At 65.5% G+C, this 24,031-nt stretch carries 24 protein-coding genes; 10 read left to right on the plus strand and 14 right to left on the minus strand.

What is annotated here, in order from left to right; genetic code table 11:
- Positions 1–94: 94 nt before the first annotated feature.
- The 4 genes from G3N99_RS06990 to G3N99_RS07005 all read right to left on the minus strand — a co-directional run bounded on the left by G3N99_RS06990 (position 95) and on the right by G3N99_RS07005 (position 3,376).
- Positions 95–559, minus strand: coding sequence for an Lrp/AsnC family transcriptional regulator (locus G3N99_RS06990; protein WP_174937114.1), 465 nt, complete (start codon positions 557–559; stop codon positions 95–97).
- Positions 560–657: 98 nt separating this feature from the next.
- On the minus strand, positions 658–1,416 hold the full coding sequence (locus G3N99_RS06995; RefSeq protein WP_174937112.1) for an arginine deiminase family protein: 759 nt from the start codon (positions 1,414–1,416) through the stop codon (positions 658–660).
- 209 nt (positions 1,417–1,625) lie between these two features.
- Positions 1,626–2,876 carry a DUF1479 domain-containing protein gene (locus G3N99_RS07000; RefSeq protein ID WP_206122015.1) on the minus strand — a complete coding sequence of 417 codons (1,251 nt, stop codon included), beginning with the start codon at positions 2,874–2,876 and terminating at the stop codon, positions 1,626–1,628.
- 110 nt (positions 2,877–2,986) lie between these two features.
- The gene (locus tag G3N99_RS07005; protein ID WP_206122016.1) at positions 2,987–3,376 is read right to left on the minus strand and encodes a VOC family protein; all 390 of its coding nucleotides are present in this window, start codon (positions 3,374–3,376) and stop codon (positions 2,987–2,989) included.
- Between the two features lie 72 nt (positions 3,377–3,448).
- Here G3N99_RS07005 and G3N99_RS07010 point away from each other — a divergent pair, with 72 nt between their 5' ends.
- Positions 3,449–4,426, plus strand: a complete 978-nt coding sequence (locus tag G3N99_RS07010; RefSeq protein ID WP_206122017.1) for an AraC family transcriptional regulator — start codon at positions 3,449–3,451, stop codon at positions 4,424–4,426.
- A 90-nt stretch (positions 4,427–4,516) separates the two neighbouring features.
- Here the strand turns inward: G3N99_RS07010 and gltA are convergent, their stop codons facing one another.
- The 7 genes from gltA to G3N99_RS07045 form a co-directional block, all read right to left on the minus strand.
- Positions 4,517–5,818, minus strand: a complete 1,302-nt coding sequence (gene gltA, locus G3N99_RS07015) for a citrate synthase (protein WP_011355741.1) — start codon at positions 5,816–5,818, stop codon at positions 4,517–4,519.
- 53 nt (positions 5,819–5,871) lie between these two features.
- Entirely contained in the window at positions 5,872–6,141 is a 270-nt protein-coding gene (locus tag G3N99_RS07020; protein ID WP_039358259.1) for a succinate dehydrogenase assembly factor 2, read from the minus strand.
- Positions 6,142–6,147: 6 nt separating this feature from the next.
- Positions 6,148–6,849, minus strand: coding sequence for a succinate dehydrogenase iron-sulfur subunit (locus G3N99_RS07025; protein ID WP_011355743.1), 702 nt, complete (start codon positions 6,847–6,849; stop codon positions 6,148–6,150).
- A 21-nt stretch (positions 6,850–6,870) separates the two neighbouring features.
- Entirely contained in the window at positions 6,871–8,649 is a 1,779-nt protein-coding gene (gene sdhA, locus G3N99_RS07030; protein ID WP_174937105.1) for a succinate dehydrogenase flavoprotein subunit, read from the minus strand.
- Positions 8,650–8,652: 3 nt separating this feature from the next.
- Positions 8,653–9,021, minus strand: coding sequence for a succinate dehydrogenase, hydrophobic membrane anchor protein (gene sdhD / locus G3N99_RS07035; RefSeq protein ID WP_006487767.1), 369 nt, complete (start codon positions 9,019–9,021; stop codon positions 8,653–8,655).
- 4 nt (positions 9,022–9,025) lie between these two features.
- Complete coding sequence (gene sdhC, locus G3N99_RS07040) at positions 9,026–9,442, minus strand: succinate dehydrogenase, cytochrome b556 subunit (RefSeq protein WP_034185792.1); 417 nt, start codon at positions 9,440–9,442, stop codon at positions 9,026–9,028.
- 170 nt (positions 9,443–9,612) lie between these two features.
- Complete coding sequence (locus G3N99_RS07045) at positions 9,613–10,437, minus strand: GntR family transcriptional regulator (RefSeq protein WP_011355747.1); 825 nt, start codon at positions 10,435–10,437, stop codon at positions 9,613–9,615.
- A 288-nt stretch (positions 10,438–10,725) separates the two neighbouring features.
- Between G3N99_RS07045 and G3N99_RS07050 the strand changes: the two genes are divergently transcribed.
- The 5 genes from G3N99_RS07050 to acnA all read left to right on the plus strand — a co-directional run bounded on the left by G3N99_RS07050 (position 10,726) and on the right by acnA (position 17,894).
- The gene (locus G3N99_RS07050) at positions 10,726–11,712 is read left to right on the plus strand and encodes a malate dehydrogenase (RefSeq protein WP_011355748.1); all 987 of its coding nucleotides are present in this window, start codon (positions 10,726–10,728) and stop codon (positions 11,710–11,712) included.
- A 184-nt stretch (positions 11,713–11,896) separates the two neighbouring features.
- Complete coding sequence (locus tag G3N99_RS07055; protein ID WP_206122018.1) at positions 11,897–12,904, plus strand: aldolase/citrate lyase family protein; 1,008 nt, start codon at positions 11,897–11,899, stop codon at positions 12,902–12,904.
- A 230-nt stretch (positions 12,905–13,134) separates the two neighbouring features.
- Positions 13,135–13,650: a hypothetical protein gene (locus G3N99_RS07060; RefSeq protein WP_011355750.1), complete on the plus strand. Its 516-nt coding sequence runs from the start codon at positions 13,135–13,137 to the stop codon at positions 13,648–13,650.
- A gap of 22 nt (positions 13,651–13,672) precedes the next feature.
- Positions 13,673–15,124 carry a bifunctional 2-methylcitrate dehydratase/aconitate hydratase gene (locus G3N99_RS07065; RefSeq protein ID WP_206122019.1) on the plus strand — a complete coding sequence of 484 codons (1,452 nt, stop codon included), beginning with the start codon at positions 13,673–13,675 and terminating at the stop codon, positions 15,122–15,124.
- A 52-nt stretch (positions 15,125–15,176) separates the two neighbouring features.
- The gene (gene acnA, locus G3N99_RS07070; protein ID WP_174938581.1) at positions 15,177–17,894 is read left to right on the plus strand and encodes an aconitate hydratase AcnA; all 2,718 of its coding nucleotides are present in this window, start codon (positions 15,177–15,179) and stop codon (positions 17,892–17,894) included.
- A gap of 104 nt (positions 17,895–17,998) precedes the next feature.
- Here the strand turns inward: acnA and G3N99_RS07075 are convergent, their stop codons facing one another.
- Genes G3N99_RS07075 through G3N99_RS07085 form a run of 3 tightly spaced genes read right to left on the minus strand, consistent with a single transcriptional unit; the run spans position 17,999 to position 19,184 of the window.
- On the minus strand, positions 17,999–18,433 hold the full coding sequence (locus G3N99_RS07075; protein WP_174937099.1) for a DUF1801 domain-containing protein: 435 nt from the start codon (positions 18,431–18,433) through the stop codon (positions 17,999–18,001).
- Positions 18,430–18,861: an SRPBCC domain-containing protein gene (locus G3N99_RS07080; RefSeq protein ID WP_206122020.1), complete on the minus strand. Its 432-nt coding sequence runs from the start codon at positions 18,859–18,861 to the stop codon at positions 18,430–18,432. The genes G3N99_RS07075 and G3N99_RS07080 overlap by 4 nt, the downstream gene beginning before the upstream one ends.
- On the minus strand, positions 18,861–19,184 hold the full coding sequence (locus G3N99_RS07085) for a metalloregulator ArsR/SmtB family transcription factor (protein ID WP_041493622.1): 324 nt from the start codon (positions 19,182–19,184) through the stop codon (positions 18,861–18,863). Before G3N99_RS07085 ends, G3N99_RS07080 begins: the two co-directional genes overlap by 1 nt.
- Before the next feature lie 642 nt (positions 19,185–19,826).
- On the opposite strand from G3N99_RS07085, the gene G3N99_RS07090 reads away from it, so the two are divergent.
- The 4 genes from G3N99_RS07090 to G3N99_RS07105 form a co-directional block, all read left to right on the plus strand.
- Entirely contained in the window at positions 19,827–21,560 is a 1,734-nt protein-coding gene (locus G3N99_RS07090; protein ID WP_174937093.1) for a S53 family peptidase, read from the plus strand.
- A gap of 140 nt (positions 21,561–21,700) precedes the next feature.
- A complete protein-coding gene (locus tag G3N99_RS07095) occupies positions 21,701–22,411 on the plus strand; it encodes a PAS domain-containing protein (protein ID WP_277396340.1) in 711 nt (236 codons plus the stop codon).
- A gap of 206 nt (positions 22,412–22,617) precedes the next feature.
- Positions 22,618–23,349 (plus strand): DsbA family oxidoreductase, encoded by a 732-nt coding sequence (locus tag G3N99_RS07100; RefSeq protein ID WP_174940705.1) that lies wholly within the window; start codon positions 22,618–22,620, stop codon positions 23,347–23,349.
- Positions 23,350–23,488: 139 nt separating this feature from the next.
- On the plus strand, positions 23,489–24,031 hold a 543-nt coding region (locus tag G3N99_RS07105), incomplete at its 3' end, for an MFS transporter (protein WP_206122022.1).

Here is a 24,031-nt window from a genome sequence, read left to right on the forward strand (position 1 = left end):
CCCTGATTGGATTCGGGCCCGACGATTTGATTCGGAATGCAAATCGTCAGGCCGGGTCATTCGCATCGAAACCGGCCCTTCCCGGCCGGCCGCATCACACGACGCTGCGCTTGATCGCCTGCAGTTCGGCCGTCGTCACGATCTTCTCGATCCGGAACCGCGGGCTCTCCAGCCACACGTTCGCGATCCGCCGGTACTCGTCGAGATCCTCGCACGCGAGCCGCACGAGAAAATCGAACGTGCCGCTGACGAGCCAGCAATCAAGCACGGCCGGATTCGCCCGCATTTCGTCCTCGAACGGCGCCTGCGAACGCCCGTGGTCGGCCAGCGTGACCTGCGCGATCACGACGATCGGCTTGGTCGCGCGCGGCGCCTTGATCACCGCGCGGTACCCTTCGATCACGCCGAGCGCCTCGAGCCGCTCGACGCGCGCCTGGCACGGCCGCGGCGTGAGGTTCACGAGCTCCGACAGCTTCCGGTAGGAAATCCGCCCGTCGGTGCGCAGGATGTCGAGGATCCGGAGATCGATCTTGTCGAGCTGCATCTTCTTGTCGGTCATCCGCGTTCGCTCCGGTCGGGTCGTGGCTGGTGCGCGGAACGTCTCCTGTTCCGCGCGGGGGCCACATTATCCGGCCGAAGCGGCCGCGCGCCAATCGGCTAGAACCGCAGCGACAGGCAGGTCAGGCCGCCGTCCATCTTGCGGAACTCGCTCGTATCGATCACGTGCAGCGGCAGCCCGAGCGACGCGATCGCGTCGTGCACGCGCGGATAGCCGGCCGGCGTGATCAGCGTGCCGTTCACGCGCAGCGTGTTGCCCGCGTATTCGTCGGCGGCCGAAATCGCGATCCGGCGATAGTCGGCGAACGCCGGATGCGCGGCCAGCGCTTCGGTCACAAGCAGCGTGTCGTCGCCGAGCGCGTTGACGACCGATTTGAGATGCAGGCCGGCGCCCACCGGCACCGCGACGACCGAATAGCCGTAGCGCGACACCAGCGAGTCGAATGCGGCGATGCCTTCGGCGTCGGTACGGCCCGTCAGGCCGATGTAGAAGCGCTTGCCGACCTGCATCACGTCACCGCCGTCGAGTCGGCCGTCCTGCATCGGCAGCAAGTCGCGATGCGCGGCCAGGGCCGCTTCGATATGCGCCGTCTCGCCACGCCGCGCGGGCGCACCGGGGCGCGTGATCACCGCGAATTCCGGCGTCACGACCGCGGTGTCCTCGACGAAGTGCGAATCGGGGAACGCGTCCAGCGGCGGCAGTTCGGTCAGCTCGACGCCAAGCGTACGCAGCGCGTCGCAGTATGCGTGGAACTGGGTGAGCGTCTTGTCGTAATCGGGTGCGCCGAGTTCGGCGGTGGTCAGGCCCGCGCCACAGGACGGCGCGGGGCGGCGAACGATCGCTTGCGTGAATTGCATCGACTCCTCCATGGTCAGCGCCACACCCGTGCGGCACACGGGGCGGCTGCGTTGTGTCTGGACCATTATCGGAAGCCAAATTGCGCAATTCGCGTCGATTTCAGCGGCGCCGACAGCCGATTGCGTCGAATTGCACGCGGTATGCAGCGGATTCGGCAAACGGCCGCTCACTGCCCGGCGAACGGCCGCGTTCGCCTGCGGCGCGCCTGCTACACGCCCGGCCCGAACCCCATCTGCGAACGGCCGAGTGCGGTGAGATCGCCCTCCCCGCCGCGCCCGTCGAATTCGACCTCGAAATGATCGGCCGGGAAATCGGGCGGGCTCTCGCCGCGCAGGAACGCGGCCCGCTGGCGCTGCAGGTACGCGTCGTTCTTCGCGCAGCCGGGCGCGGCCGCGATGTACATCACGTTGCTGTCGCCGCTGCCGCGATGCGCATCCTCGACCGCGTGCACGACGTCGCCGTGCCAGAACACCGCGTCGCCCGGCTCCATGTGCGGGATCGGCACCAGCGCGTCGAGCAGCAGCGCGTGCCATTCGGGCCGGATCGACAACGCACGGCCCGGACGCGCGCCGCACAGGTCGTCGTCGGCGACGTCGTCCTGCAGCGCGCGCAGCACGACGTAGGCCATCGCGTTCGCGACCGGGATCAACTGCAGCGTGCCGTCGCCGGGCCCCTGCGACGTCAGTGCCGTCCAGCCCTGGAACGTGCGGAACATCGAGCACACGGCCGGCGACGGGATCTCCTCGACGTCCGGACGGAACGCCGCATCGAACGGGTCGTAATCGCGCCAGCGGCCGGCCAGCACATGACGGTAGACCTGCCGGAAATTCGCGCCGAGCCAGCGTTCGACGGAACCGCCGTCGACGTGCGGCGACAGCCCGAGCGACGTAGAGCCGGGCGGGCGGCGACGAATCCGGTCCGCATAGGCCGGCACCTGCTCGGGATCGAAGTGCGTGCGCCCGCCGCCCGCGTGCCGCCACAGGCGGTTCAGGAACACGCGCGCCTGGGTCAGCGCAGGCGACTGGCGCGCAGCCACCTGCGGCTTCGACCAGTAGACGCCGTAGATCTGCGGCTTGCCCGACGCGAGGTTGCCGAAATAGCGGTCCTCAGCGCGTGCGTGCAGCCGGTCGGCGAAGCGGTTCGCGTCCAGATAGGCGCCGATCTCGTCGTTCCAGTCGCGTGCCTGCCGCGCATCGAATACGCCACGGATCACGACCGCGCCATGCGTGCGGATCGCAGCCATCGCTTGCGGATCGACGGCGCCGCCCGCGATGTCCGCGAACGGCACCACCGGAATCACGTCATGGCCATGCGCATGCGCACGCCGGATCGCATCGACCTGGCGCGCGATATCGCCCTCCAGTTCGCGAAACGTGGCCGCGTAATTGGGCAGGTCGGCGCGCAGCCCCCTTTTCGCGTCGCGAATGGCGGCAGGCAGGTCGTCAATCGTCAGTTGCATCGTGGTCTCCTCGCTGACAGGTGTCGTGATGTGCTGTCAGCGTAAGGCCGATGCTCGGCCGGCATCACCACTATCCGGCCAACAATCGATACAATCCGGACAACCGCGCGTCACGCCGGACGATGGCAGACCACGCACAGCTTGTTGCCGTCCGGGTCACGGAAATAGGCGCCGTAGTAGTCGCGGTGATAGTCCGGCCGCAGGCCCGGCGGCCCTTCGCAGGTGCCGCCGTGACGCAGCGCGAGCGCGTGGCAGCGATCGACCTGCGCGCGGGTCGGCGCATCGAACGCGATCGTGTGGCCATTGCCCGGTTCGGGCGCGCGGCCGTCGAGCGGCTGGCCGAAGAAGAACAGCGGCCGGTCGGTGTCGGCCGGCATCCAGCCCGACCAGCCGTCCGGTTCGCGGAATTTCAGGCGCAACCCCAGTGCCGCGAATAGCGGCGCGTAGAAATCGTAGGCGCGCGCGGTGTCGGTCACACCCACGCAAACATGTGAAAACATGGTATCGCTCCGTCGTGACGATCGCTCACGATCATGCCACGGCGCGATGCCGGCGCTCACCCGGAGGCCGCGATGAAACCGCAGTACGAGCACGTGACGTTCGCCCCCGGCTGTTCGATCCGCGTCTATCATCGCCAGCTCGCGCGCATCCCGTTCGAGTGGCATCGCCATCCCGAATACGAGCTGACGCTGACGCTCAACAGCCGCGGCCGGCGCTTCATCGGTGATCATGTCGCGCACTACGCGGACGACGACCTGGTGCTCGTGCCGCCCAACCTGCCGCATACCTGGTCGTCGAACGCGCGCATCGATCGCGAGGCGCCCGAAGTCGCACTCGCCATCTGGTTCGACGGCGACTGGGCGCGGCGGCTGGCCGACTGTTGCCCCGAATATGCGCCGCTGCGCTCACTGCTGAGGCGCGCCGCACCGGGCCTGCGCTTCGATACGGCAGCCGCCCGCGCGATGCGCGCACGGCTGCCGCAGTTGCTCGATCCGTCGCCACGCATACGGCTTGCGGCCGCGCTCGACACGCTCGCCGATCTCGCGGAAGCCGGCGGCGAACCGCTCGCCACCGCGCACGCATACGGTCGGGCTGACGGCACGACGCCACACACCGACACTGCCGCCCCCGAAGCCGAACGCCTCGATCGCGTGCTCGACGCGATCGACCGGCACTTCCACGAACCGCTGCGCATCGACGCGCTCGCCGCCACTGCGCACATGTCCGAACGCACTTTGCAGCGGCTGTTCGTCCGGCATCTCGGCGAAAGTGTCGGCCGCTACGTGCAGCGGCTGCGGCTCGCGCACGCGTGCCGCCATCTCGTCGGCACCGACTGGCCGATCGCGACCGTGGCCGCGCGCTGCGGCATTCCGAATGCCGCGAATTTCAACCGCCAGTTCCTCGCCGCGCGCGGGATGACACCCGGCGCATACCGGCAATTCTTCGTGCAGCACGGCCACGCGCCCGATGACGACGCGCCCGCACTCGACACGCGCCCGCCGTCGCTTGAGCACCGCGCCGGCCCGGGCGAACCCCGGCCGCACAAATGAAAACACCCCGACGGGATGACCCGTCGGGGTGTCGTGGCGTTGCGATCGCCCGACGCGAGCGGCCTGCCGGCCGTTCGCGCGGCGCACGACTTAACGTGCGTTGAGCGGCTTCGCTTCGCGCGGCGTATCGCCGATGAACAGCTGACGCGGACGGCCGATCTTCTGTTCCGGATCGCCGATCATTTCGTTCCACTGTGCGATCCAGCCGACCGTACGTGCCATCGCGAAGATACACGTGAACATCGACGTCGGGATGCCCAGCGCGCGCTGGACGATGCCCGAGTAGAAGTCGACGTTCGGGTACAGCTTGCGCGACACGAAGTATTCGTCTTCCAGCGCGATCTTCTCGAGCTGCATCGCGAGCTTGAACAGCGGGTCGTCGTGCAGGCCCAGTTCGTTCAGCACTTCGTAGCACGTTTCGCGCATCAGCTTCGCACGCGGGTCGTAGTTCTTGTACACGCGGTGACCGAAGCCCATCAGCTTCACGCCCGAATTCTTGTCCTTCACCTGCTTGATGAATTCGGGGATGTTGTCCGGCGAACCGATCTGCTCGAGCATGTTCAGTGCGGCTTCGTTCGCACCACCGTGCGCCGGGCCCCACAGACATGCGATACCAGCCGCGATACAGGCGAACGGGTTCGCGCCCGACGAGCCGGCCAGACGGACGGTCGACGTCGATGCGTTCTGCTCGTGGTCTGCGTGCAGGATCAGGATACGGTCGAGTGCGCGGACGAGCACGTCGTTGACCTTGTACTCTTCGCACGGGTTCGAGAACATCATGTGCATGAAGTTCGCGCTGTACGACAGCGAGTTCTTCGGATACACGAACGGCTGACCGATGCTGTACTTGTATGCCATCGCGACGAGCGTCGGCAGCTTCGCGATCATGCGGATCGCCGACACTTCACGGTGACGCGGATCGTTGATGTCGAGCGAGTCGTGGTAGAACGCCGACAGCGCGCCGACTGCAGCGACCAGGATCGCCATCGGGTGCGCGTCGCGACGGAAGCCACGGAAGAAGAAGTGCATCTGCTCGTGCACCATCGTGTGCTTCGTGACGGTATCGACGAACTCCTTCTTCTGCGCTGCGTTCGGCAGTTCACCCTTCAGCAGCAGGTAGCAGCTTTCGAGGAAGTCCGCGTTTTGCGCGAGGTTGTCGATCGGGTAGCCACGGTACAGCAGCTCGCCCTTGTCGCCGTCGATGTACGTGATCGCCGAATTACAAGCTGCCGTCGACATGAAGCCCGGGTCGTACGTGAACTTGCCGGTCTGGCCGTACAGCTTGCGGATGTCGATTACGTCCGGGCCCATCGTGCCCTTGTAGATCGGCAGTTCGACGCTCGGCGAGTTGTCGCTGAACGATAGCGTGGCTTTAACATCAGACGGAGTCATGGCACATCCTCAATCGAAATAAAGAAACGGGATTCGATAACGGGCGTAACGCGTTACACGTTGCGCAGCATCTCCAACAGCCGGTGAATATCCGGGCTGTCTAGGTCGCCTTCTGGTTCCTTGCGCGCGAGGAGCAAGTCCATCAGGTCGTTGTCGCTCAGATCGAGCAGGCGCGACAACGCGCCTACGTCTGCATCGGTGAGGTCATGCTCGTATCTGCTGAAGAAACGCTCGAAAATGATGTCGTTTTCCAGCAGACCCCGCCGCGCACGCCAGCGGAGGCGTGCGCGACGGTGCGGGTCGGATTGATGCGAATCGCTCATCTCGACTTAAACAGCGCGGCGGACCATCAGTTCCTTGATCTTGCCGATCGCCTTCGTCGGGTTCAGGCCCTTCGGGCAAACGTCGACGCAGTTCATGATCGTGTGGCAACGGAACAGACGGTACGGGTCTTCCAGGTTGTCGAGACGCTCGCCGGTGGCGGTGTCGCGGCTGTCCGCGATGAAGCGGTAAGCCTGCAGCAGGCCGGCCGGGCCGACGAACTTGTCCGGGTTCCACCAGAAGCTCGGGCACGACGTCGAGCAGCTCGCGCACAGAATGCACTCGTACACGCCGTCGAGCTCGTCGCGCTCTTCCGGCGACTGGAGGCGTTCCTTCTCCGGCGGCGGCGCGTCGTTGATCAGGTACGGCTTGATCGAGTGGTACTGGTTGAAGAAGTGCGTCATGTCGACGATCAGGTCACGCACGACGGGCAGGCCCGGCAGCGGACGCAGCACGATCTTCTGCGGCAGGTCGTTCAGGTTCGTCAGGCACGCGAGACCGTTCTTGCCGTTGATGTTCATCGCGTCCGAACCGCACACGCCTTCACGGCACGAACGGCGGAACGACAGCGTCTCGTCCACTGCCTTCAGCTTCACCAGTGCGTCGAGCAGCATGCGCTCGTGCTCGAGCTCGAGTTCGTACGTCTGCATGCGCGGCGCTGCGTCCTTGTCCGGATCGTAGCGGTAGACTTCAAAAATGCGTTTTGCCATTTCGGATTCCTTTGACTCGGCTTAGAACGTGCGCGGCTTCGGCGGCACGGATTCGACCGTCAGCGGCTTCATTTGAACCGGCTTGTAGTCGAGGCGATCGCCTTCGCTGTACCACAGCGTGTGGCGCAGCCAGTTCTCGTCGTCGCGGTGTTCGTAGTCGCTGTGGGCGTGTGCGCCACGGCTTTCCTTGCGCGCTTCCGCCGACACCATCGTTGCGCGAGCAACTTCGATCAGGTTCTCCAGCTCGAGCGCTTCGACGCGCGCGGTGTTGAACACCTTCGACTTGTCCTTCAGGTGGATGTTTTCCACGCGCGACGCCAGGCCGGCCATCTGCTCGACGCCTTCCTTCAGCAGCGCCGACGTGCGGAACACGCCTGCATGCTTCTGCATCGTTGCGCGGATGTCGTTCGCGACGTCCTGCGTGTATTCACCCGAGGTCGACTTGTCGAGCTTCGCCAGGCGTGCCAGCGAGAATTCGCCTGCATCGGCCGGCAGCGGCTTGTGTTCCTTCTGGTTCTTCACGTGCTCGACGATGTGGTTGCCGGCCGCACGGCCGAACACCACGAGGTCAAGCAGAGAGTTCGTGCCGAGGCGGTTCGCGCCGTGCACGGACACGCACGAGCATTCGCCCACTGCGTAGAAGCCGTTGACCGGATCCTTGTGACCGCCACGCGTCGTGCCGACGACCTGGCCGTGGATGTTGGTCGGGATGCCGCCCATCTGGTAGTGGATCGTCGGGACGACCGGGATCGGTTCCTTGATCGCGTCGACGTTCGCGAACTTCAGCGCGATTTCGCGGATCGACGGCAGACGCTTCATGATCGTCTCGGCGCCGATGTGCGACAGGTCGAGCAGCACGTGATCCTTGTTCGGACCCACGCCACGGCCTTCCTTGATTTCCTGGTCCATCGAACGCGACACGAAGTCACGCGGCGCCAGATCCTTCAGCGTCGGTGCATAGCGCTCCATGAAGCGCTCGCCGTTCGCGTTGCGCAGGATACCGCCTTCGCCGCGCACGCCTTCGGTGATCAGCACGCCCGCGCCGGCCACGCCGGTCGGGTGGAACTGCCAGAACTCCATGTCCTGCAGCGCGATGCCCGAACGCGCAGCCATGCCGAGGCCGTCGCCGGTGTTGATGAACGCGTTGGTCGATGCTGCGAAGATCCGGCCTGCGCCGCCCGTCGCGAACAGCGTCGTCTTGCCTTCCATGATGTAGACGTCACCCGTCTCCATCTCGAGGGCCGTCACGCCGAGCACGTCGCCTTCCGCGTCGCGGATCAGGTCGAGCGCCATCCATTCGACGAAGAACTGCGTCTTCGCTTCGACGTTCTGCTGGTACAGCGTGTGCAGCAGCGCGTGACCGGTACGGTCGGCGGCCGCGCATGCGCGCTGGACCGGCTTCTCGCCGTAGTTCGCGGTATGGCCGCCGAACGGGCGCTGGTAGATCGTGCCGTCCGCGTTACGGTCGAACGGCATGCCGAAGTGCTCGAGTTCGTACACGACGTTCGGCGCTTCACGGCACATGAATTCGATCGCGTCCTGGTCGCCGAGCCAGTCGGAGCCCTTGATCGTGTCGTAGAAGTGGAAGTGCCAGTTGTCTTCGCTCATGTTGCCGAGCGACGCACCGATACCACCCTGCGCGGCCACCGTGTGCGAACGCGTCGGGAACACCTTCGACAGCACGCCGACCGACAGGCCCGCGCGCGACAGTTGCAGCGCTGCGCGCAAGCCGGAGCCGCCCGCGCCGACGATCACCACGTCGAACTTGCGGCGCGGGAGGTTAGTTTTGATTGCAGCCATTCTTTACACTCTCCAGAGAATCTGCGCGGCGTAGCCCGCACATGCGAGCAGCCAGACGATGGTCAGCGATTGCAGCAGCAGGCGCACACCGACGGGCTTCACGTAGTCCATCCAGATGTCGCGCACGCCGACCCATGCGTGGTAGAAGAGGGAAAGCAGCATCACGAAGGTGGCGAGCTTCATCCATTGCGCGGCGAAGATCGATGCCCAGCCTTCATACGAGAAATCGTGCGCGCCGAAGAACAGGACGAGCAGAATGACCGTGTAGACCGCCATGATCGTGGCGGTAACGCGCTGCGCAAGCCAGTCGCGCAGGCCGTAATGTGCGCCGACGACGAGGCGCTTCGAGCCGATTCGGTTATTGGCTGCCATTTTCTTAGAATGCTCCGAACAGTTTGAGTGCCATGGCGATCGTCAGGGCGATCGAGACGACAAAGACGACGACTGCCGTCCGCTTGCCGCCTTCCTTCGTGACGGCGTCGTGGTTGACGTCCATCAGCAGGTGGCGAATGCCGGCGCAGAAATGGTGGAAGAAGGCCCACGACAGTGCGAGGACGATCAGCTTGACAATGATGTTGGAGAGGAAAGCCTTGAATACTTCGAAGCTGAGCTCGGACGTGAGGCTCTGGTCGAAGAGGAACAGCAGGAACGGCAGGAACAAGAACAGCAGCGCGCCGCTGACTCGATGGAGAATCGACAATATCGCTGCCAGCGGCATGCGATATTTCATCGTGATATCGCCGAATCCGATGTTCCGGTATTCCGGCCTCGGCTTTCTTACTGCATCAGTCATGCTAGACCCCTACTATGTTGTCACACTAATCCGCGATTTTAGCGCCTTTTTATATCGCGCTGCAGCGAAAGTCTGCTCTGGATAGTTGCGCGAACAAGAACAAAGGCGGCCCGAAACGTGCTTCGCGAACGTGGGGAACGCGAACGCACTCGGCTTGAGCCGATACACCGTCAGCTCAAGTCATTCTGATAGTAGTACCCGGTTGTGACATACCAGCCGCGACGCACTTCCACCGGCCGGTCTCCGTATGTATAGGACACGCGCTCGACCGACAGCAAAGGAAAACCTGCCGGCACGTGCAGCAGGTCGGCCACCGCCGGCTCCGCCGCCACCGCGCGGATCTTTTCCGTCGCGCGGATCATCCGCGTGCCGAACTCCGTCTCGAACATCGCGTAGAGCGGCCCCTTGTACTCGCTCAGCCGCTCGAACGTAAGCCCGCGGAACATCGCGCCCGGCAGCCAGATCTCGTCGAGCACCGTCACTTCGTTCTCGAATTCCAGCAGGCGGCGCACCTGCACGACGGGATCGGCCGGCTTCAGGTCGAGCTGCCGCGCGATCTCGGCTGGCGCGCGCAGGCGCCGGCATTCGAGCAGGCGGCTCACGTGCGGATGCTCGGCACCGTCGTCGGCCAGCAGCCGCAGGAAGCGGAACTGCGCGCGATCCTCATTGTGCGTTGCAACAAAAGTACCCTTGCCCTGCCGCCGGACCACGAGGTTTTCGGCGGCCAGCTCGTCGATCGCCTTGCGGACGGTGCCCTGGCTGACCTTGTAGCGGGCCGCGAGCTCCACCTCGCTCGGGATGATCTCGCCCGGCTTCCACTCACCGGTTTCGAGACTTTGCGTGATTAATGACTTAATCTGCTGGTATAACGGGCTGAACGTCGGCGACGGAGCAGCTGCAGGCGAAGATGCGGGATCGCTCGCGCCCGGCTGCCCTGGGCCGCCTGCGCCGGTCTGATTCGCGGTATTCGCCTGGTTCGATGTCATGGCGCGCATTTCATCACAAACCGCACTTTTAAGTCCACTCAATTTCCGCAAAACATCTGTCTTATATAAGACATATGATACCGTTTGACTTTGAGCGAGACGGCTCCTACACTCCGGGTCGAGCAAGGGTTCGCGGGTGCAAAAGCGCGTCCCCGGCTACGTGCCACGGCCGTCTCCAGGTTCACCGCGTCTGCCATCGCGAGTCCTCCGCCCTGCTTCAATGCAACACTCCGCACAACGCGCATAGAATGGCGTTTTCGCGAGTGTCCAACGCTTTACCCGTCCTGGAGATTTTCAATGGCTAAGCCCGCAAAGCGTGTTGCCGTCACCGGCGCCGCAGGTCAAATCGCTTACTCCCTGCTGTTCCGCATCGCGAACGGCGACCTGCTCGGCAAGGACCAGCCGGTCATCCTGCAACTGCTCGACCTCCCGCAAGCCCAAGGCGCCGTCAAAGGCGTCGTGATGGAACTCGACGATTGCGCGTTCCCGCTGCTGTCGGGCGTCGTGATCACCGATGATCCGAAGGTCGCATTCAAGGATGCCGACGTCGCACTGCTGGTCGGCGCACGTCCGCGCTCGAAGGGCATGGAGCGCAAGGACCTGCTGTCGGCAAACGCCGAAATCTTCACGGTTCAGGGCGCTGCGCTGAACGAAGTCGCAAGCCGCGACGTGAAGGTGCTGGTCGTCGGCAACCCGGCGAACACGAACGCCTACATCGCGATGAAGTCGGCACCGGATCTGCCGAAGAAGAACTTCACGGCCATGCTGCGCCTCGACCACAACCGCGCGCTGTCGCAGCTCGCAGCGAAGTCGGGCAAGCCGGTCGCATCGATCGAGAAGCTCGCCGTGTGGGGCAACCACTCGCCGACGATGTACCCCGACTTCCGCTTCGCGACCGCCGAAGGCGAATCGCTGCTGAAGCTGATCAACGACGACGTGTGGAACCGCGACACGTTCATCCCGACCGTCGGCAAGCGCGGCGCGGCGATCATCGAAGCGCGCGGCCTGTCGTCGGCAGCGTCGGCAGCGAACGCAGCGATCGACCACGTGCGTGACTGGGTCCTCGGCACGAACGGCAAGTGGGTCACGATGGGCATCCCGTCGGACGGCTCGTACGGCATCCCCGAAGACATCATCTACGGCGTGCCGGTCGTTTGCGAAAACGGCGAGTACAAGCGCATCGAAGGCCTCGAAATCGACGCGTTCTCGCGCGAGAAGATGGACGGCACGCTGGCCGAGCTGCTCGAAGAGCGCGATGGCGTCGCCCACCTGCTGAAGAACTAAGCATCACGCGTATTGCCGGGCGGCCCTCGGGCAGCCCGGTTTCGGCCCGGGCCGGCATGCCGCCGGCCCGGCCGCCCGATCCGATCCGCGCACGTTTTGCCGCCCCGCGCCCGCCGCGCACCGGCCCAGAACGCGCCCGAATCCGATTTTCTCCACGTTGACCCGCTTCCCTGACGTAGACGAGATGGCCGCGCTCACTCCTGCACAAGTGCTGTACGACGGGGCGTCCCCGCCCGCGATCCTGCCCTGCTGTGATCACTACGCGGGCAGCGAAAAGCTGATGCGCAAGTCACTCGCGCTGCAGGCCGAGCTGGGCCCCGTGTTCGACATCACGCTCGACTGCGAAGACGGTGCGGCCGTCGGCCAGGAAGCCGCGCATGCGGCACTCGTCGCCGACATCCTCGGCAGCGACGAGAACCGCTTCGGCCGCGTCGGCGTCCGTATCCACGACTTTTCCCACCCGCACTGGCGCGACGACGTGCGCACCGTGCTGCGTGCGTCGCGCGCCCCCGCCTACATCACGCTCCCGAAGATCGCGAGTGCCGCCGACGCAGCCGAAATGACCGCGTTCATCGAAGGCACGCGCCGCGAGCTCGGCATCGCGCAGCCGATTCCGGTCGACGTGCTGGTCGAGACGCACGGCGCGCTCGCGCATGCGGTCGCCCTCGCCGCGCTGCCGACGGTCGGCACGCTGAGCTTCGGGCTGATGGATTTCGTCTCCGCGCACCATGGCGCGATTCCCGATTCCGCGATGCGCTCGCCCGGCCAGTTCGAGCACCCGCTCGTGCGCCGCGCGAAGCTGGAAATCGCCGCGTCTTGCCACGCGCACGGCAAGACGCCGTCGCACAACGTGACGACCGAGGTGCGCGACATGAGCATCGTCGCCGCCGATGCACGCCGGGCGCGCGACGAATTCGCCTTCACGCGGATGTGGAGCATCCACCCCGCGCAGATCCGCCCGATCGTCGACGCATTCGCGCCGCGCACCGACGAGGTCGTACTGGCCGCCGAGATCCTGCTGGCCGCGCAGGCCGCCGACTGGGGCCCGACGCGCCACGGTGATACGCTGCACGATCGCGCGAGCTACCGGTATTACTGGTCGGTGCTGCGCCGCGCGCGAGCCACCGGCCAGCCCGTACCGGCCGAGGCCGCGCCGCTGTTCGGCCCGGCCGCCGCGGGCAGCGCGCCGTAAGCGCGCGCCGCCGGCCGATACACGAGTTTCATGCATTCGACGACGCGCGAACCGGATAGAGGTTTGCGAAACGACAAAAAACGTAACGGAGCCCGAAAACCTGATATATGCGCGGCCAAATAGGTGAAAATAGCGGCCGCTGCGCGCTTTCGGGGCGCGTGCAGTTTCAAACCGGCCGGCAGCTTCGATTGCCGGCCCTTGTCAACTGATTATCGAAAGGTTCTGACTCCATGAAGAAACTCCTGATCGCTACCGCCATCGGCGCCTTGTCCGCCACGATGCTGGTGTCGGCTCCGAGCGCGTTTGCCCAGGGTACGACCACGACGACCGCGAAGAAGGCAACGGCCAAGCGCCCGGCGCCGGCCAAGCGCATCATCCCGCGCAGCAAGAAGGCCCAGGCACGTGCCGCAGCCAAGGTTGATCCGGTACCGGACGGCGCGGTCAAGTGGTCCTGCAAGGAAGGTCTGTCGTTCGACCTCGCCGGCGACATGAAGCGCGACCAGGTCGTCACGGTTCACTGGGCGAAGAAGAACTACAAGCTGCCGCGTCAGGCCACGACGACGGGCGCCGACACGTTCTACGATCCGGCAGCAGGCTTCAAGCTGATCGTGATCCCGACCAAGGCGATGCTGTTCTCCGACGCAAACGGCGGCGAGCGCCTCGCGGACGAATGCGTGACGCCGGAAATGACGCAAGGCACGCCGGCACCGACGCAGTCGAACGAGCTGAAGCCGGCAACGAACTAAGCGCGTTCCCATCGGCCCCTCGATGTCCGCCCCGGTCTCCAACGTCCGCCCTGCTCCGGATACGGTACTCGTCGATATCGTCGACTACGTGCTGAATGCCGGCATCGACAGCGCGCTCGCGCTGGAGACGGCGCGTCATTGCCTGATCGACACGCTCGGATGTGGACTCGAGGCGCTGTCCTACCCTGCCTGCACCAAGCTGCTTGGCCCCGTCGTGCCCGGCACGATCGTGCCGAACGGCGCGAAGGTGCCCGGCACGTCCTTCCAGCTCGATCCCGTCCAGGCCGCATTCGGCATCGGCGCGATGATCCGCTGGCTGGACTTCAACGACACCTGGCTCGCCGCCGAATGGGGTCATCCGTCCGACAATCTCGGCGGAATCCTGGCGACGGCCGACTGGCTTTCCCGCACGGCCGTCGCGGCCGGCCGGAAGCCGCTCACGATGCGCGACGTGCTGGTCGCGATGATCCAGGCCCACGAGATCCAGGGCTGCCTCGCTCTCGAGAATTCGTTCAATGCGGTCGGGCTCGACCACGTGCTGCTCGTGAAGGTCGCATCGACGGCCGTCGTCGGCCGGCTGCTCGGGCTCACGCGCGACGAGCTAGTCAATGCGGTGTCCAACGCGTTCGTCGACGGCCAGGCGCTGCGCACCTACCGCCACGCACCGAACACCGGCTCGCGCAAGTCATGGGCGGCCGGCGATGCAACCTCCCGCGCGGTGCGCCTGGCGCTGATCGCGAAAACGGGTGAAATGGGCTACCCGTCGGCGCTCACCGCTAAAACCTGGGGCTTCTACGACGTGCTGTTCGACGGCAAGCCGTTCCGCTTCCAGCGCCCGTACGGCACGTACGTGATGGAAAACGTGCTGTTCAAGATCGCGTTCCCCGCGGAATTCCACGCGCAAACGGCTGCCGAGGCCGCGCTGCAGCTGCATGCGCAGCTCGCCGCCGCGGGCCGCACGACCGACGACATCAGCCGGATCACGATCCGCACGCACGCGGCCGCGATCCGCATCATCGACAAGCAGGGCCCGCTCGCCAATCCGGCCGACCGCGACCACTGCATCCAGTACATGGTCGCCGTGCCGCTGTTGTACGGCCGGCTGACCGCGGCCGACTACGAAGATTCGGCCGCCGCCGATCCCCGCATCGACGCGCTGCGCGCGAAAACCGTGTGCGTCGAGGATCCGCAGTTCACGAAGGATTACCACGACCCGGACAAGCGCTCGATCGCGAATGCACTGACGCTCGAGTTCACGGACGGGTCGAAGCTTGCCGAGGTGGCGGTCGAATACCCGCTCGGCCACCGACGGCGCCGGGCCGAAGGCGTCCCGCTCCTGGTCGAGAAGTTCAGGACCAACCTTGCCCGCCGCTTCCCGGCAAAGCAGCAACAAGCGATTCTCGACGTGTCGCTGGACCAGGCAAAGCTCGAAGCGATGCCGGTCGATGAGTACGTCGATCTGTATGTGATATAGCCGTCATCTACAGGACACTTTGTTTCCTAGCCTTAAACCCAGGAAAATCACCATGGCCCACAATCTCCACAAGACCCTCAAGGAATTCGACAGCGGTTCCGGCAAAGGCAAGTTCTACTCGCTGCCGCAGCTCGGCAAGGAACTGAAGACGAAGATCGAACGCCTGCCGGTGTCGATCCGTATCGTGCTCGAGTCCGTGCTGCGCAACTACGACGGCAAGAAAATCACCGAAGCGCACATCGAGCAGCTCGCGAACTGGAAGCCGACCGAGAAGCGCGTCGACGAAATTCCGTTCGTGGTGTCGCGCGTCGTGCTGCAGGACTTCACGGGCGTGCCGCTGCTCGCCGACATCGCGGCCATGCGCGGCGTCGCGGAGCGTACGGGCAAGAACCCGAAGAAGATCGAACCGCTGGTCCCGGTCGATCTCGTCGTCGACCACTCGGTGCAGATCGATTACTTCCGCCAGAAGGACGCGCTCGACCTGAACATGAAACTGGAATTCCAGCGCAACAACGAGCGCTACCAGTTCATGAAGTGGGGCATGCAGGCATTCGACACGTTCAAGGTCGTGCCGCCGGGCGTCGGCATCGTCCACCAGGTGAACCTCGAATACCTCGCGCGCGGCGTCCACAAGAAGGCGGACGGCGGCGACACCGTGTACTACCCGGATACGCTCGTCGGCACCGACAGCCACACGACGATGATCAACGGCATCGGCGTGGTCGGCTGGGGCGTGGGCGGCATCGAGGCGGAAGCCGGCATGCTCGGCCAGCCGGTGTACTTCCTGACGCCGGACGTCGTCGGCGTCGAGCTGAAGGGCAAGCTGCGCGAAGGCGTGACGGCCACCGACCTGGTGCTGACGATCACCGAAATGCTGCGCAAGGAGAAGGTCGTCGGCAAGTTCGTCGAATTCTTCGGCGAAGGCACGAAGTCGCTGTCGCTGCCGGACCGCGCGACGATCGGCAACATGGCGCCGGAATACGGCGCAACGATGGGCTTCTTCCCGGTCGACGAAAAGACGATCGACTACTTCGAAGGCACGGGCCGCACGAAGGCGGAAATCGCCGCGTTCGAAAACTACTTCAAGGCGCAGAAGCTGTTCGGCATCCCGAAGGCCGGCGACATCGACTACACGAAGACGGTGACGCTCGACCTGGCAACGGTCGCACCGTCGCTGGCCGGCCCGAAGCGTCCGCAGGACCGCATCGAGATCGGCAACGTCAAGTCGACGTTCACCGACCTGTTCTCGAAGCCGGTGGCGGACAACGGCTTCGCGAAGAAGGCGGACGACCTGGCCACGCAATACACGACGAGCAACGGCGTCGACGTGAAGAACGGCGACGTGCTGATCGCCGCGATCACGTCGTGCACGAACACGTCGAACCCGAGCGTGCTGCTGGCCGCCGGCCTGCTCGCGAAGAAGGCGGTCGAGGCCGGCCTCACGGTCGATCCGAAGATCAAGACCTCGCTCGCGCCGGGATCGCGCATCGTCACCGAGTATCTGACGAAGACGGGCCTGCTGCCCTACCTGTCGAAGCTCGGCTTCGAAGTCGCGGCCTACGGCTGCACGACCTGTATCGGCAACGCGGGCGACCTGACGCCGGAGCTGAACGAAGCGATCACGAAGAACGACATCGTCGCGGCAGCCGTGCTGTCGGGCAACCGTAACTTCGAAGCGCGTATCCACCCGAACATCCGCGCGAACTTCCTCGCGTCGCCGCCGCTGGTCGTCGCCTACGCGATCGCCGGCAACATCACGCGCGACCTGATGACCGAGCCGGTCGGCAAGGGCAAGGGCGGCCGCGACATCTACCTCGGCGACATCTGGCCGACGAGCGAAGAAATCCACGCGCTGCTCAAGTTCGCGCTCGATCCGAAGAAGTTCGAGGACAACTACTCGAAGCTGACCAAGAAGGGCGACCTCTGGAGCAAGATCGAGGGCGAATCGGGCCAGGTCTACGACTGGCCGAAGTCGACGTACATCGCCGAGCCGCCGTTCTTCGGCAACGACTTCTCGATGGAACCGGCTGCGTCGATCCCGACGGTCAAGGGCGCACGTGCTCTGGGCATTTTCGGTGACTCGGTCACGACCGACCACATCAGCCCGGCAGGCTCGATCAAGGAAGATTCGCCGGCAGGCAAGTGGCTGAAGGAAAACGGCGTTCAGAAGGCCGATTTCAACAGCTACGGCTCGCGCCGCGGCAACCACGACGTGATGATGCGCGGCACGTTCGCGAACGTCCGGATCAAGAACCTGATGATCCCGGCGAAGGAAGACGGCTCGCGCGTCGAAGGCGGCCTGACGATCCACCAGCCGAGCGGCGAACAGCAGTCGATCTACGACGCGGCCATGCAGTATGTCGGCGCCGATACGCCGACGGTCGTGTTCGCGGGCGAAGAGTACGGCACGGGCTCGTCGCGCGACTGGGCCGCGAAGGGCACGCAACTGCTCGGCGTGAAGGCCGTGATCGCACGCAGCTTCGAGCGCATCCACCGTTCGAACCTGGTCGGCATGGGCGTGCTGCCGCTGCAGTTCAAGGGCTCGGACAGCATCCAGTCGCTCGGCATCACCGGCGACGAAACGTACGACATCGAAGGCCTCGGCGACGACTTCAAGCCGCAGCAGGACGTCACGCTCGTGATCAACCGCAAGAACGGCGAAACGCAGCGCGTGCAGGTGCTGCTGCGCATCGATACGCCGATCGAAGTCGACTACTACAAGCACGGCGGTATCCTGCCGTTCGTGCTGCGCTCGCTGCTCGCAGCGTAAGCGCCCTGCTTTTGCAGGTGCCGCAGCCGCCTCGCGGCGGTTGCGGCCGATTTGGATGCCCGACCTCGTGTCGGGCTTTTTTTTGCCTGCGCGTCAGGCGCGCATCATGCGGCCTTGCTGCTGCGCGGCTTCGCAGCCGCGCCGGACCGCGCGTTCTTCTTCAGATGCGTGCGGTTGTAGTCGATCGCCGCGCGTACGAGGTTCTTCAGCGCCCGCTTGTCGAGCTTGTCGCCTTCGAAGAAATCGATCGCGCGCCGCGCATTGCCGTCGAGGCCGTCGTTGAACAGCTGGTCGGGATCGGGCAGCTGCGCGCCGTGCATGAAGGTCACCTTCACCTTGCCCTTGTGCGCGTTCGCCACCGCGATCATCCCGTCGCACGACCATACGGGGCTGCCCATCCATTTCCATTCCTCGACGATGCCCGCTTGCGCGTCGAGGATCGTCTGGCGCAGGTCGGCGAAGGTCTTGCCGCGCCAGTCGGCGATGCCGGCGATCAGCGCGTCGATGCGCTCCGACGGCGTGAGATCCGTTGTGCTCATGCGCGGGCCTCCGTGCCTTCGTCGGGGCGGGCCAGCACCTGTCCGAGCGCGTCGAAGAACCGGACCCAGCCGTGCTGCGCGCCGCGGTACGCCTGCTCCTGATCCGTGTGGAAGCCGACCTGCTCCATCCGCAGGTGCGTGCCGCCCGGCGTCGGCGTGAGCCTCCACGTGACGACGCTTTCGAGGCCGTACGCAGCCCACGTATAGGACAACGCATGCGGCGGCTCGATCGTCAGGACCGTGCAGTCGACCGAGCCCCAGTCGGCGCGGAAGCTGAAGGCGCGGCCCGCGACGGGCTCGAAGTCGCTCTTCATCAGCCACGCCTCGATCAGGTGCGGTTGTGTGAGCGCGCGCCAGATCTTCTCCGGCGGATGAGGCAGCTCCCGGTCGACGACGACGGAGCGCGTTTCGGTGGTGGCCTGGTTCATTACTGGTCCATCCTTTTCAGAAGATCTTCGAGGGCATCGAACCGGTTCTGCCAGAAGCCGGCCATCTGGCTCGTCCAGTCGATCAACGGGGCCAGCGCTTGAGGCTGCGCGCTGTAGTGCGTCTGCCGGCCTTCGTGACGATCGCTCACGAGCCCGGCCTGCTTCAGGACGCCGAGATGCTTCGAGACGGCCGGCTGCGAGACGCCCGCATGGGCCGTCAGCGCGGCAACCGTCAGCTCGCCGTCCGCGCACAGCCGCTCGAAGAGCGCGCGGCGCGTGGGATCGGCAAGTGTCCTGAAAAGCATGTCGTGTGCGTTCTGCATGTCCAAATCCATAACCCGATGGTTATGAATCGAAGGATATCCGCTGATCGACGCGCGTCAAGACGGAATTTCACGAACGGCGTCGTGCGATCTCGCGCGAGCCCGCCGTCCACCGTGTCGGCACGCGCACGCCGCCGGATTCGAGTCTTTACTCTAATTTGCAACCGCAGCATGGAATCCGAAAGCAGCCCGCAAGACTGTCGGAAGCACCGTTCCACAGTTCGGGAAACGTTTGCGATCGACCAGCCCCTTTTTTGTGCACGCGCCGATCCGTTCCTGCCGTGTCGTTGCGTTTGACCACATAGTGCGACGCGGCACGCGGCAACGACCGGTCGTGCGCGATGCGTTCACGCATCGATCCGCTTCGCGATCGTGCACGCTCAGGCGCCGCGACGAGCGACTCGTGCGTGCGAGCGTCGCGCCTTGCATGCCGTCGTATCGCGAACCGGTTCCGTTCGCCCCTGCTGCGATCGCTTGCGCGAATGACGTAACGCATGCGCACGCACGCGCCGATGTCAGAACTGACAGCTATGGAAAATGGCAGCTACTTGAACGGCGGTGACGCCCTACGCTCGTCACCGCTCGCGATCCCACAAGGGTCGAGGGCTCCAGCAACGTCGTCTCTCCTAAAAAGGACTCCCGATGAAAAGGAACGCCTGGTTTGCCCTGCCCCTGCCGTCGCCCCGCCGCCTTGCGTGCGTGGCACCGCTCGTGTTCGCCGCCGCTGCGGCGCATGCGGCGACGGACTGGGTCGACACCCACACGAAGGCCTTTCTGACCGGCCCGCAGTTGATGGCGCGCAGCGCGGCGCCGTCGCTCGAACTTGCGGCCGGCGAAACGACCAACGTCGTCGTCAGCCTGAAGCTGCGCAATGCCGCGCAGCTCAAGCAACTGTCGCGCGACGTGAACCGGCCGGGCAGCGCGCAATACCGCCAGTACCTCACGCATGCGCAGTTCCTCGCCAACTACGCGCCGACCGAAGCGCAGGTGAAGTCGGTCGTCGACTATCTGCACAAGAGCGGCTTCGTGAACGTCGAGGTCGCACCGAACCGGTTGCTGGTATCCGCACGTGGCACGGCCGGCACCGTGAAGACCGCATTCAACACGTCGCTCGTGCACTTCGAATACGCGGGCCGCTCGGGCTTCGCCAATACGTCGACCGCACAGGTGCCGCGCGCGCTCGGCGACGTCGTCGGCTCGGTGCTCGGGCTGCAGAGCGTCGCGCATGCGCGGCCGCTGCTGCGCATCGGCAACGTGTCGAAGCCGCAGGCGCTCGCGGCCGGCACGGCGACCGGCCACTATCCGAAGGAATTCCCGGGCCTCTACAACGCAACCGGCGTGCCGACCGCAGCCGGCGTCACCGTCGGCATCATCACGATCGGCGGCGTGTCGCAGACGCTGCAGGACCTGAAGCAGTTCACGTCGAGCAACGGTTACAGCACCGTCTCGACGCAGACCGTCCAGACCAACGGCTCGGGCGGCACCTACACCGACGACCAGGACGGCCAGGGCGAGTGGGATCTCGACAGCCAGTCGATCGTCGGCTCGGCCGGCGGCAAGGTCGGCAAGCTCGTGTTCTACATGGCCGACCTCAACGCCAGCGGCAACACCGGCCTCACGCAGGCGTTCAACCAGGCCGTGTCGGACAACACTGCGAAAGTGATCAACGTATCGCTCGGCTGGTGCGAAACCGATGCGAACGCGGACGGCACGATCGACGCCGAGGAACAGATCTTCACGACCGCTGCGGCACAAGGGCAGACGTTCTCGGTTTCGTCGGGCGACGAAGGCGTGTACGAGTGCAACAACCGCGGCTATCCGGACGGCTCGAACTACACGGTGTCGTGGCCGGCTTCGTCGCCGCACGTGCTCGCGATCGGCGGCACGACGCTCTACACGACGTCGTCGGGCGCGTTCTCGAATGAAACCGTGTGGAACGAAGGGCTCGACGGCAACGGCAAGCTGTGGGCGACGGGCGGCGGCGTCAGCACGATCCTGCCCGCGCCGTCTTGGCAGTCGGGCAGCAACCGCCAGCTGCCGGACGTGTCGTTCGACGCGGCGCAAAGCACCGGCGCGTACATCTACAACTACGGCCAGTTGCAGCAGATCGGCGGCACGAGCCTCGCCGCGCCGATCTTCACGGGCCTCTGGGCGCGCCTGCTCGCAGCGAACGGCACGGGCCTCGGCTTCCCGGCCGGCAAGTTCTACGCCGACGTTCCGTCGAACCCGTCGCTCGTGCGCTACGACGTGGTGTCGGGGAACAACGGCTATCAGGGGTATGGCTACAACGCAGGCACCGGCTGGGATTACACGACCGGCTTCGGCAGCCTGAACATCGCGAACCTCAACCAGCTGATCAAGTCGGGCGGGTTCTAAGCGAAGCGTGAAGGCCGGCGCGTGGCGGTGGTTCGCTGCGCGCCGGTTCGAGACTTCCCCGCGATCGTTGTCCGGTCGTCTGCTTGCGGCGCAACCACGCCCCGCCCGCTACTCCGTCGCGCGCTCGCTCACGCGCTCCGATGCGGCCGGCACGCCGGCCCGATGCGCTGCCCGGCCCCCGCCCACCCGAGATGGCGAACCCGATGCGCAAGAAGCAATCCCCCGTCAAGAACCTGCTGCTCACCCGCTATGCGCCGATCGCCGACGGTATCGCCGCGCTGTTCTTCCCGTACGCGGAAGTCGTGATCCACGACCTGCACGACCAGACCGTGCTGTATCTCGCGAACAACCTGTCGAAGCGCGAGGTCGGCGACGATTCCGCGCTCGAGGAAATCGATCATTCCGCGCGCGAGCGCGTAATCGGCCCGTACGAGAAGCTGAACTGGGACGGCCGGCGGATGCGCTGCGTGAGCAACGTGCTGTTCGACGACGAAGGCCGCCCGGCCGGGATGATGTGCATCAACTTCAACATCGCGGTGTTCGACGAGGTGCGCGCAACGCTCGACCTGTTCATCAAGGGCGCAGGCGTCGTTGCCCAGCCGGACGAACTGTTCCGCGACGACTGGCAGGAGCGCATCAACACGTTCCTGCACGGCTGGCTGCGCGAACGTCAGGTCGGGCTGAACGGGCTCACGCGCGAGCACCGGCGCGAGCTCGTCGAAGCGCTTTACGCGGAGGGCGCGTTCCGCGGCAAGAGCGCGGCGAACTACGTCGCGAACGTGCTCGGGATGGGCCGCGCGACCGTCTACAAGCACCTCAAGCACCTGAAGGAAACACAGGGCGACGCATAAGCGACACGCGCCGCAGGCCGGTTCGCCGGGACGCGCGGTGATTTCCGGCATCGGCAATCGCTATCGGGACGCCGCTTCCGTGTCTATGCTTCGTGATACGCCGGGCGCCTGTTTCATATGACCACATGGCCGCCCGGCCAAGACGAAGCGCCGAAGCACAAAATGATATAGTCCCGGTTACACTTTTTTGCTGCCCGGAACCGCCCATGACGACCGCTCCCGCCCCGACTGCCCGCCCGACCCTGACCGTTGAAATCTGGTCCGACCTGATCTGCCCGTGGTGCTGGATCGGCAAGCGCCGCTTCGACGAGGCGCTCGCCGCATTCGAGCACGCCGACCGCGTCGACGTCGCGCTGCGCGCGTACCGGCTGATGCCTGGCCAGCCCGTCGAGCCGGTCGAGGCGATGCTTGCCGGCAAGTACCGGATGTCGCCCGCGCAGGTTGACCAGATGCTGCGCCAGGTGACCGATGCGGCTGCGAGCGTCGGGCTGCGCTACGACCTGCCCGGCACGCTCGTCGGCGACACGCTCGACGGCCACCGGCTCGTGAAACTCGCGGAAGCGACGGGCCGCGCGCACGCGCTGACCGAGCGGCTGTACCGCGCGTATTTCTGCGAGCACGGCTCGCTGTTCGATCACGCCGAGCTGACCGAATTCGCGGTCGAAGCCGGGCTCGAGCGCTCGGCAGTCGACGCCGTGCTGCGCAGCGACCTGTACCGCGACGAAGTCGACGCCGACGCCGCGCGCGCCGCCCAGATCGGCGGTCGCGGCGTGCCGCTGTTCGTGTTCGGCGGCCGCTATGCGGTGTCGGGCGCGCAGCCGGCCGACGCGTTTGCGCAGGCGCTCGACCAGGCATGGCGCGACGGCATCGTCGAACTCGACGGCAGCGACGCGGCCGCCTGCGGCCCCGACGGCTGCGAATTGCCGGCGCGCTCCTAACACCCGCCTCATCCCTCATCACGCGCGTCACGCCCGGACGCGCGACTACGCTTCGCTGCTGCCACAAACCGGCAGGAAGCCTGTTCCAATCGGGTCTAGAATGCATCCTTTCAAATAACTATCAGAAGGCTGCAAGCCCATGACCCACGGGATCCACGGCGAGAAGCGCTGGTACGCGCTGATCGTTCTCTGCCTCGGCGTGCTGATGATCGTGCTCGACAGCACGATCGTGAACGTTGCACTGCCGTCGATCAGCACCGACCTCCACTTCACCGAGACGGCCCTCGTGTGGGTCGTCAACGCGTACCTGCTGACGTTCGGCGGCTGCCTGCTGCTCGGCGGCCGGCTCGGCGACCTGTACGGCCACCGACGCATGTTCCTCGCCGGCCTCGTCGCGTTCACGCTTGCATCGCTCGCGTGCGGCCTCGCGCAATCGCAGACGATGCTGATCGCCGCGCGCGCGGTGCAGGGGATCGGCGGCGCGATCGTATCGGCCGTCGCGCTGTCGCTGATCATGAATCTCTTCACCGAGCCCGGCGAGCGCGCCCGCGCGATGGGCGTGTACGGCTTCGTCTGCGCGGGCGGCGGCAGCATCGGCGTACTGCTCGGCGGGCTGCTAACGAGTTCGCTGTCGTGGCACTGGATCTTCCTCGTCAACCTGCCGATCGGCATCGCGGTCTAT

Origin of the sequence: Burkholderia sp. Ac-20392, assembly GCF_017104585.1 — a bacterium.
Lineage (GTDB): Bacteria > Pseudomonadota > Gammaproteobacteria > Burkholderiales > Burkholderiaceae > Burkholderia > Burkholderia lata.

Excerpts from the sequence above, each read along its gene's own strand:
- G3N99_RS06990 (WP_174937114.1), bottom strand. The coding sequence starts at position 559 with ATGACCGACAAGAAGATGCAGCTCGACAAGATCGATCTCCGGATCCTC.
- G3N99_RS07050 (WP_011355748.1), top strand. The coding sequence starts at position 10,726 with ATGGCTAAGCCCGCAAAGCGTGTTGCCGTCACCGGCGCCGCAGGTCAA.
- sdhA (WP_174937105.1), bottom strand. The coding sequence starts at position 8,649 with ATGGCTGCAATCAAAACTAACCTCCCGCGCCGCAAGTTCGACGTGGTG.
- sdhD (WP_006487767.1), bottom strand. The coding sequence starts at position 9,021 with ATGGCAGCCAATAACCGAATCGGCTCGAAGCGCCTCGTCGTCGGCGCA.
- G3N99_RS07100 (WP_174940705.1), top strand. The coding sequence starts at position 22,618 with ATGACGACCGCTCCCGCCCCGACTGCCCGCCCGACCCTGACCGTTGAA.
- acnA (WP_174938581.1), top strand. The coding sequence starts at position 15,177 with ATGGCCCACAATCTCCACAAGACCCTCAAGGAATTCGACAGCGGTTCC.
- G3N99_RS07005 (WP_206122016.1), bottom strand. The coding sequence starts at position 3,376 with ATGTTTTCACATGTTTGCGTGGGTGTGACCGACACCGCGCGCGCCTAC.
- gltA (WP_011355741.1), bottom strand. The coding sequence starts at position 5,818 with ATGACTCCGTCTGATGTTAAAGCCACGCTATCGTTCAGCGACAACTCG.
- G3N99_RS07095 (WP_277396340.1), top strand. The coding sequence starts at position 21,701 with ATGCGGCCGGCACGCCGGCCCGATGCGCTGCCCGGCCCCCGCCCACCC.
- G3N99_RS07065 (WP_206122019.1), top strand. The coding sequence starts at position 13,673 with ATGTCCGCCCCGGTCTCCAACGTCCGCCCTGCTCCGGATACGGTACTC.
- sdhC (WP_034185792.1), bottom strand. The coding sequence starts at position 9,442 with ATGACTGATGCAGTAAGAAAGCCGAGGCCGGAATACCGGAACATCGGA.
- G3N99_RS06995 (WP_174937112.1), bottom strand. The coding sequence starts at position 1,416 with ATGCAATTCACGCAAGCGATCGTTCGCCGCCCCGCGCCGTCCTGTGGC.
- G3N99_RS07045 (WP_011355747.1), bottom strand. The coding sequence starts at position 10,437 with ATGCGCGCCATGACATCGAACCAGGCGAATACCGCGAATCAGACCGGC.
- G3N99_RS07055 (WP_206122018.1), top strand. The coding sequence starts at position 11,897 with ATGGCCGCGCTCACTCCTGCACAAGTGCTGTACGACGGGGCGTCCCCG.
- G3N99_RS07010 (WP_206122017.1), top strand. The coding sequence starts at position 3,449 with ATGAAACCGCAGTACGAGCACGTGACGTTCGCCCCCGGCTGTTCGATC.
- G3N99_RS07025 (WP_011355743.1), bottom strand. The coding sequence starts at position 6,849 with ATGGCAAAACGCATTTTTGAAGTCTACCGCTACGATCCGGACAAGGAC.
- G3N99_RS07075 (WP_174937099.1), bottom strand. The coding sequence starts at position 18,433 with ATGAGCACAACGGATCTCACGCCGTCGGAGCGCATCGACGCGCTGATC.
- G3N99_RS07080 (WP_206122020.1), bottom strand. The coding sequence starts at position 18,861 with ATGAACCAGGCCACCACCGAAACGCGCTCCGTCGTCGTCGACCGGGAG.
- G3N99_RS07060 (WP_011355750.1), top strand. The coding sequence starts at position 13,135 with ATGAAGAAACTCCTGATCGCTACCGCCATCGGCGCCTTGTCCGCCACG.
- G3N99_RS07020 (WP_039358259.1), bottom strand. The coding sequence starts at position 6,141 with ATGAGCGATTCGCATCAATCCGACCCGCACCGTCGCGCACGCCTCCGC.
- G3N99_RS07000 (WP_206122015.1), bottom strand. The coding sequence starts at position 2,876 with ATGCAACTGACGATTGACGACCTGCCTGCCGCCATTCGCGACGCGAAA.
- G3N99_RS07085 (WP_041493622.1), bottom strand. The coding sequence starts at position 19,184 with ATGCAGAACGCACACGACATGCTTTTCAGGACACTTGCCGATCCCACG.
- G3N99_RS07090 (WP_174937093.1), top strand. The coding sequence starts at position 19,827 with ATGAAAAGGAACGCCTGGTTTGCCCTGCCCCTGCCGTCGCCCCGCCGC.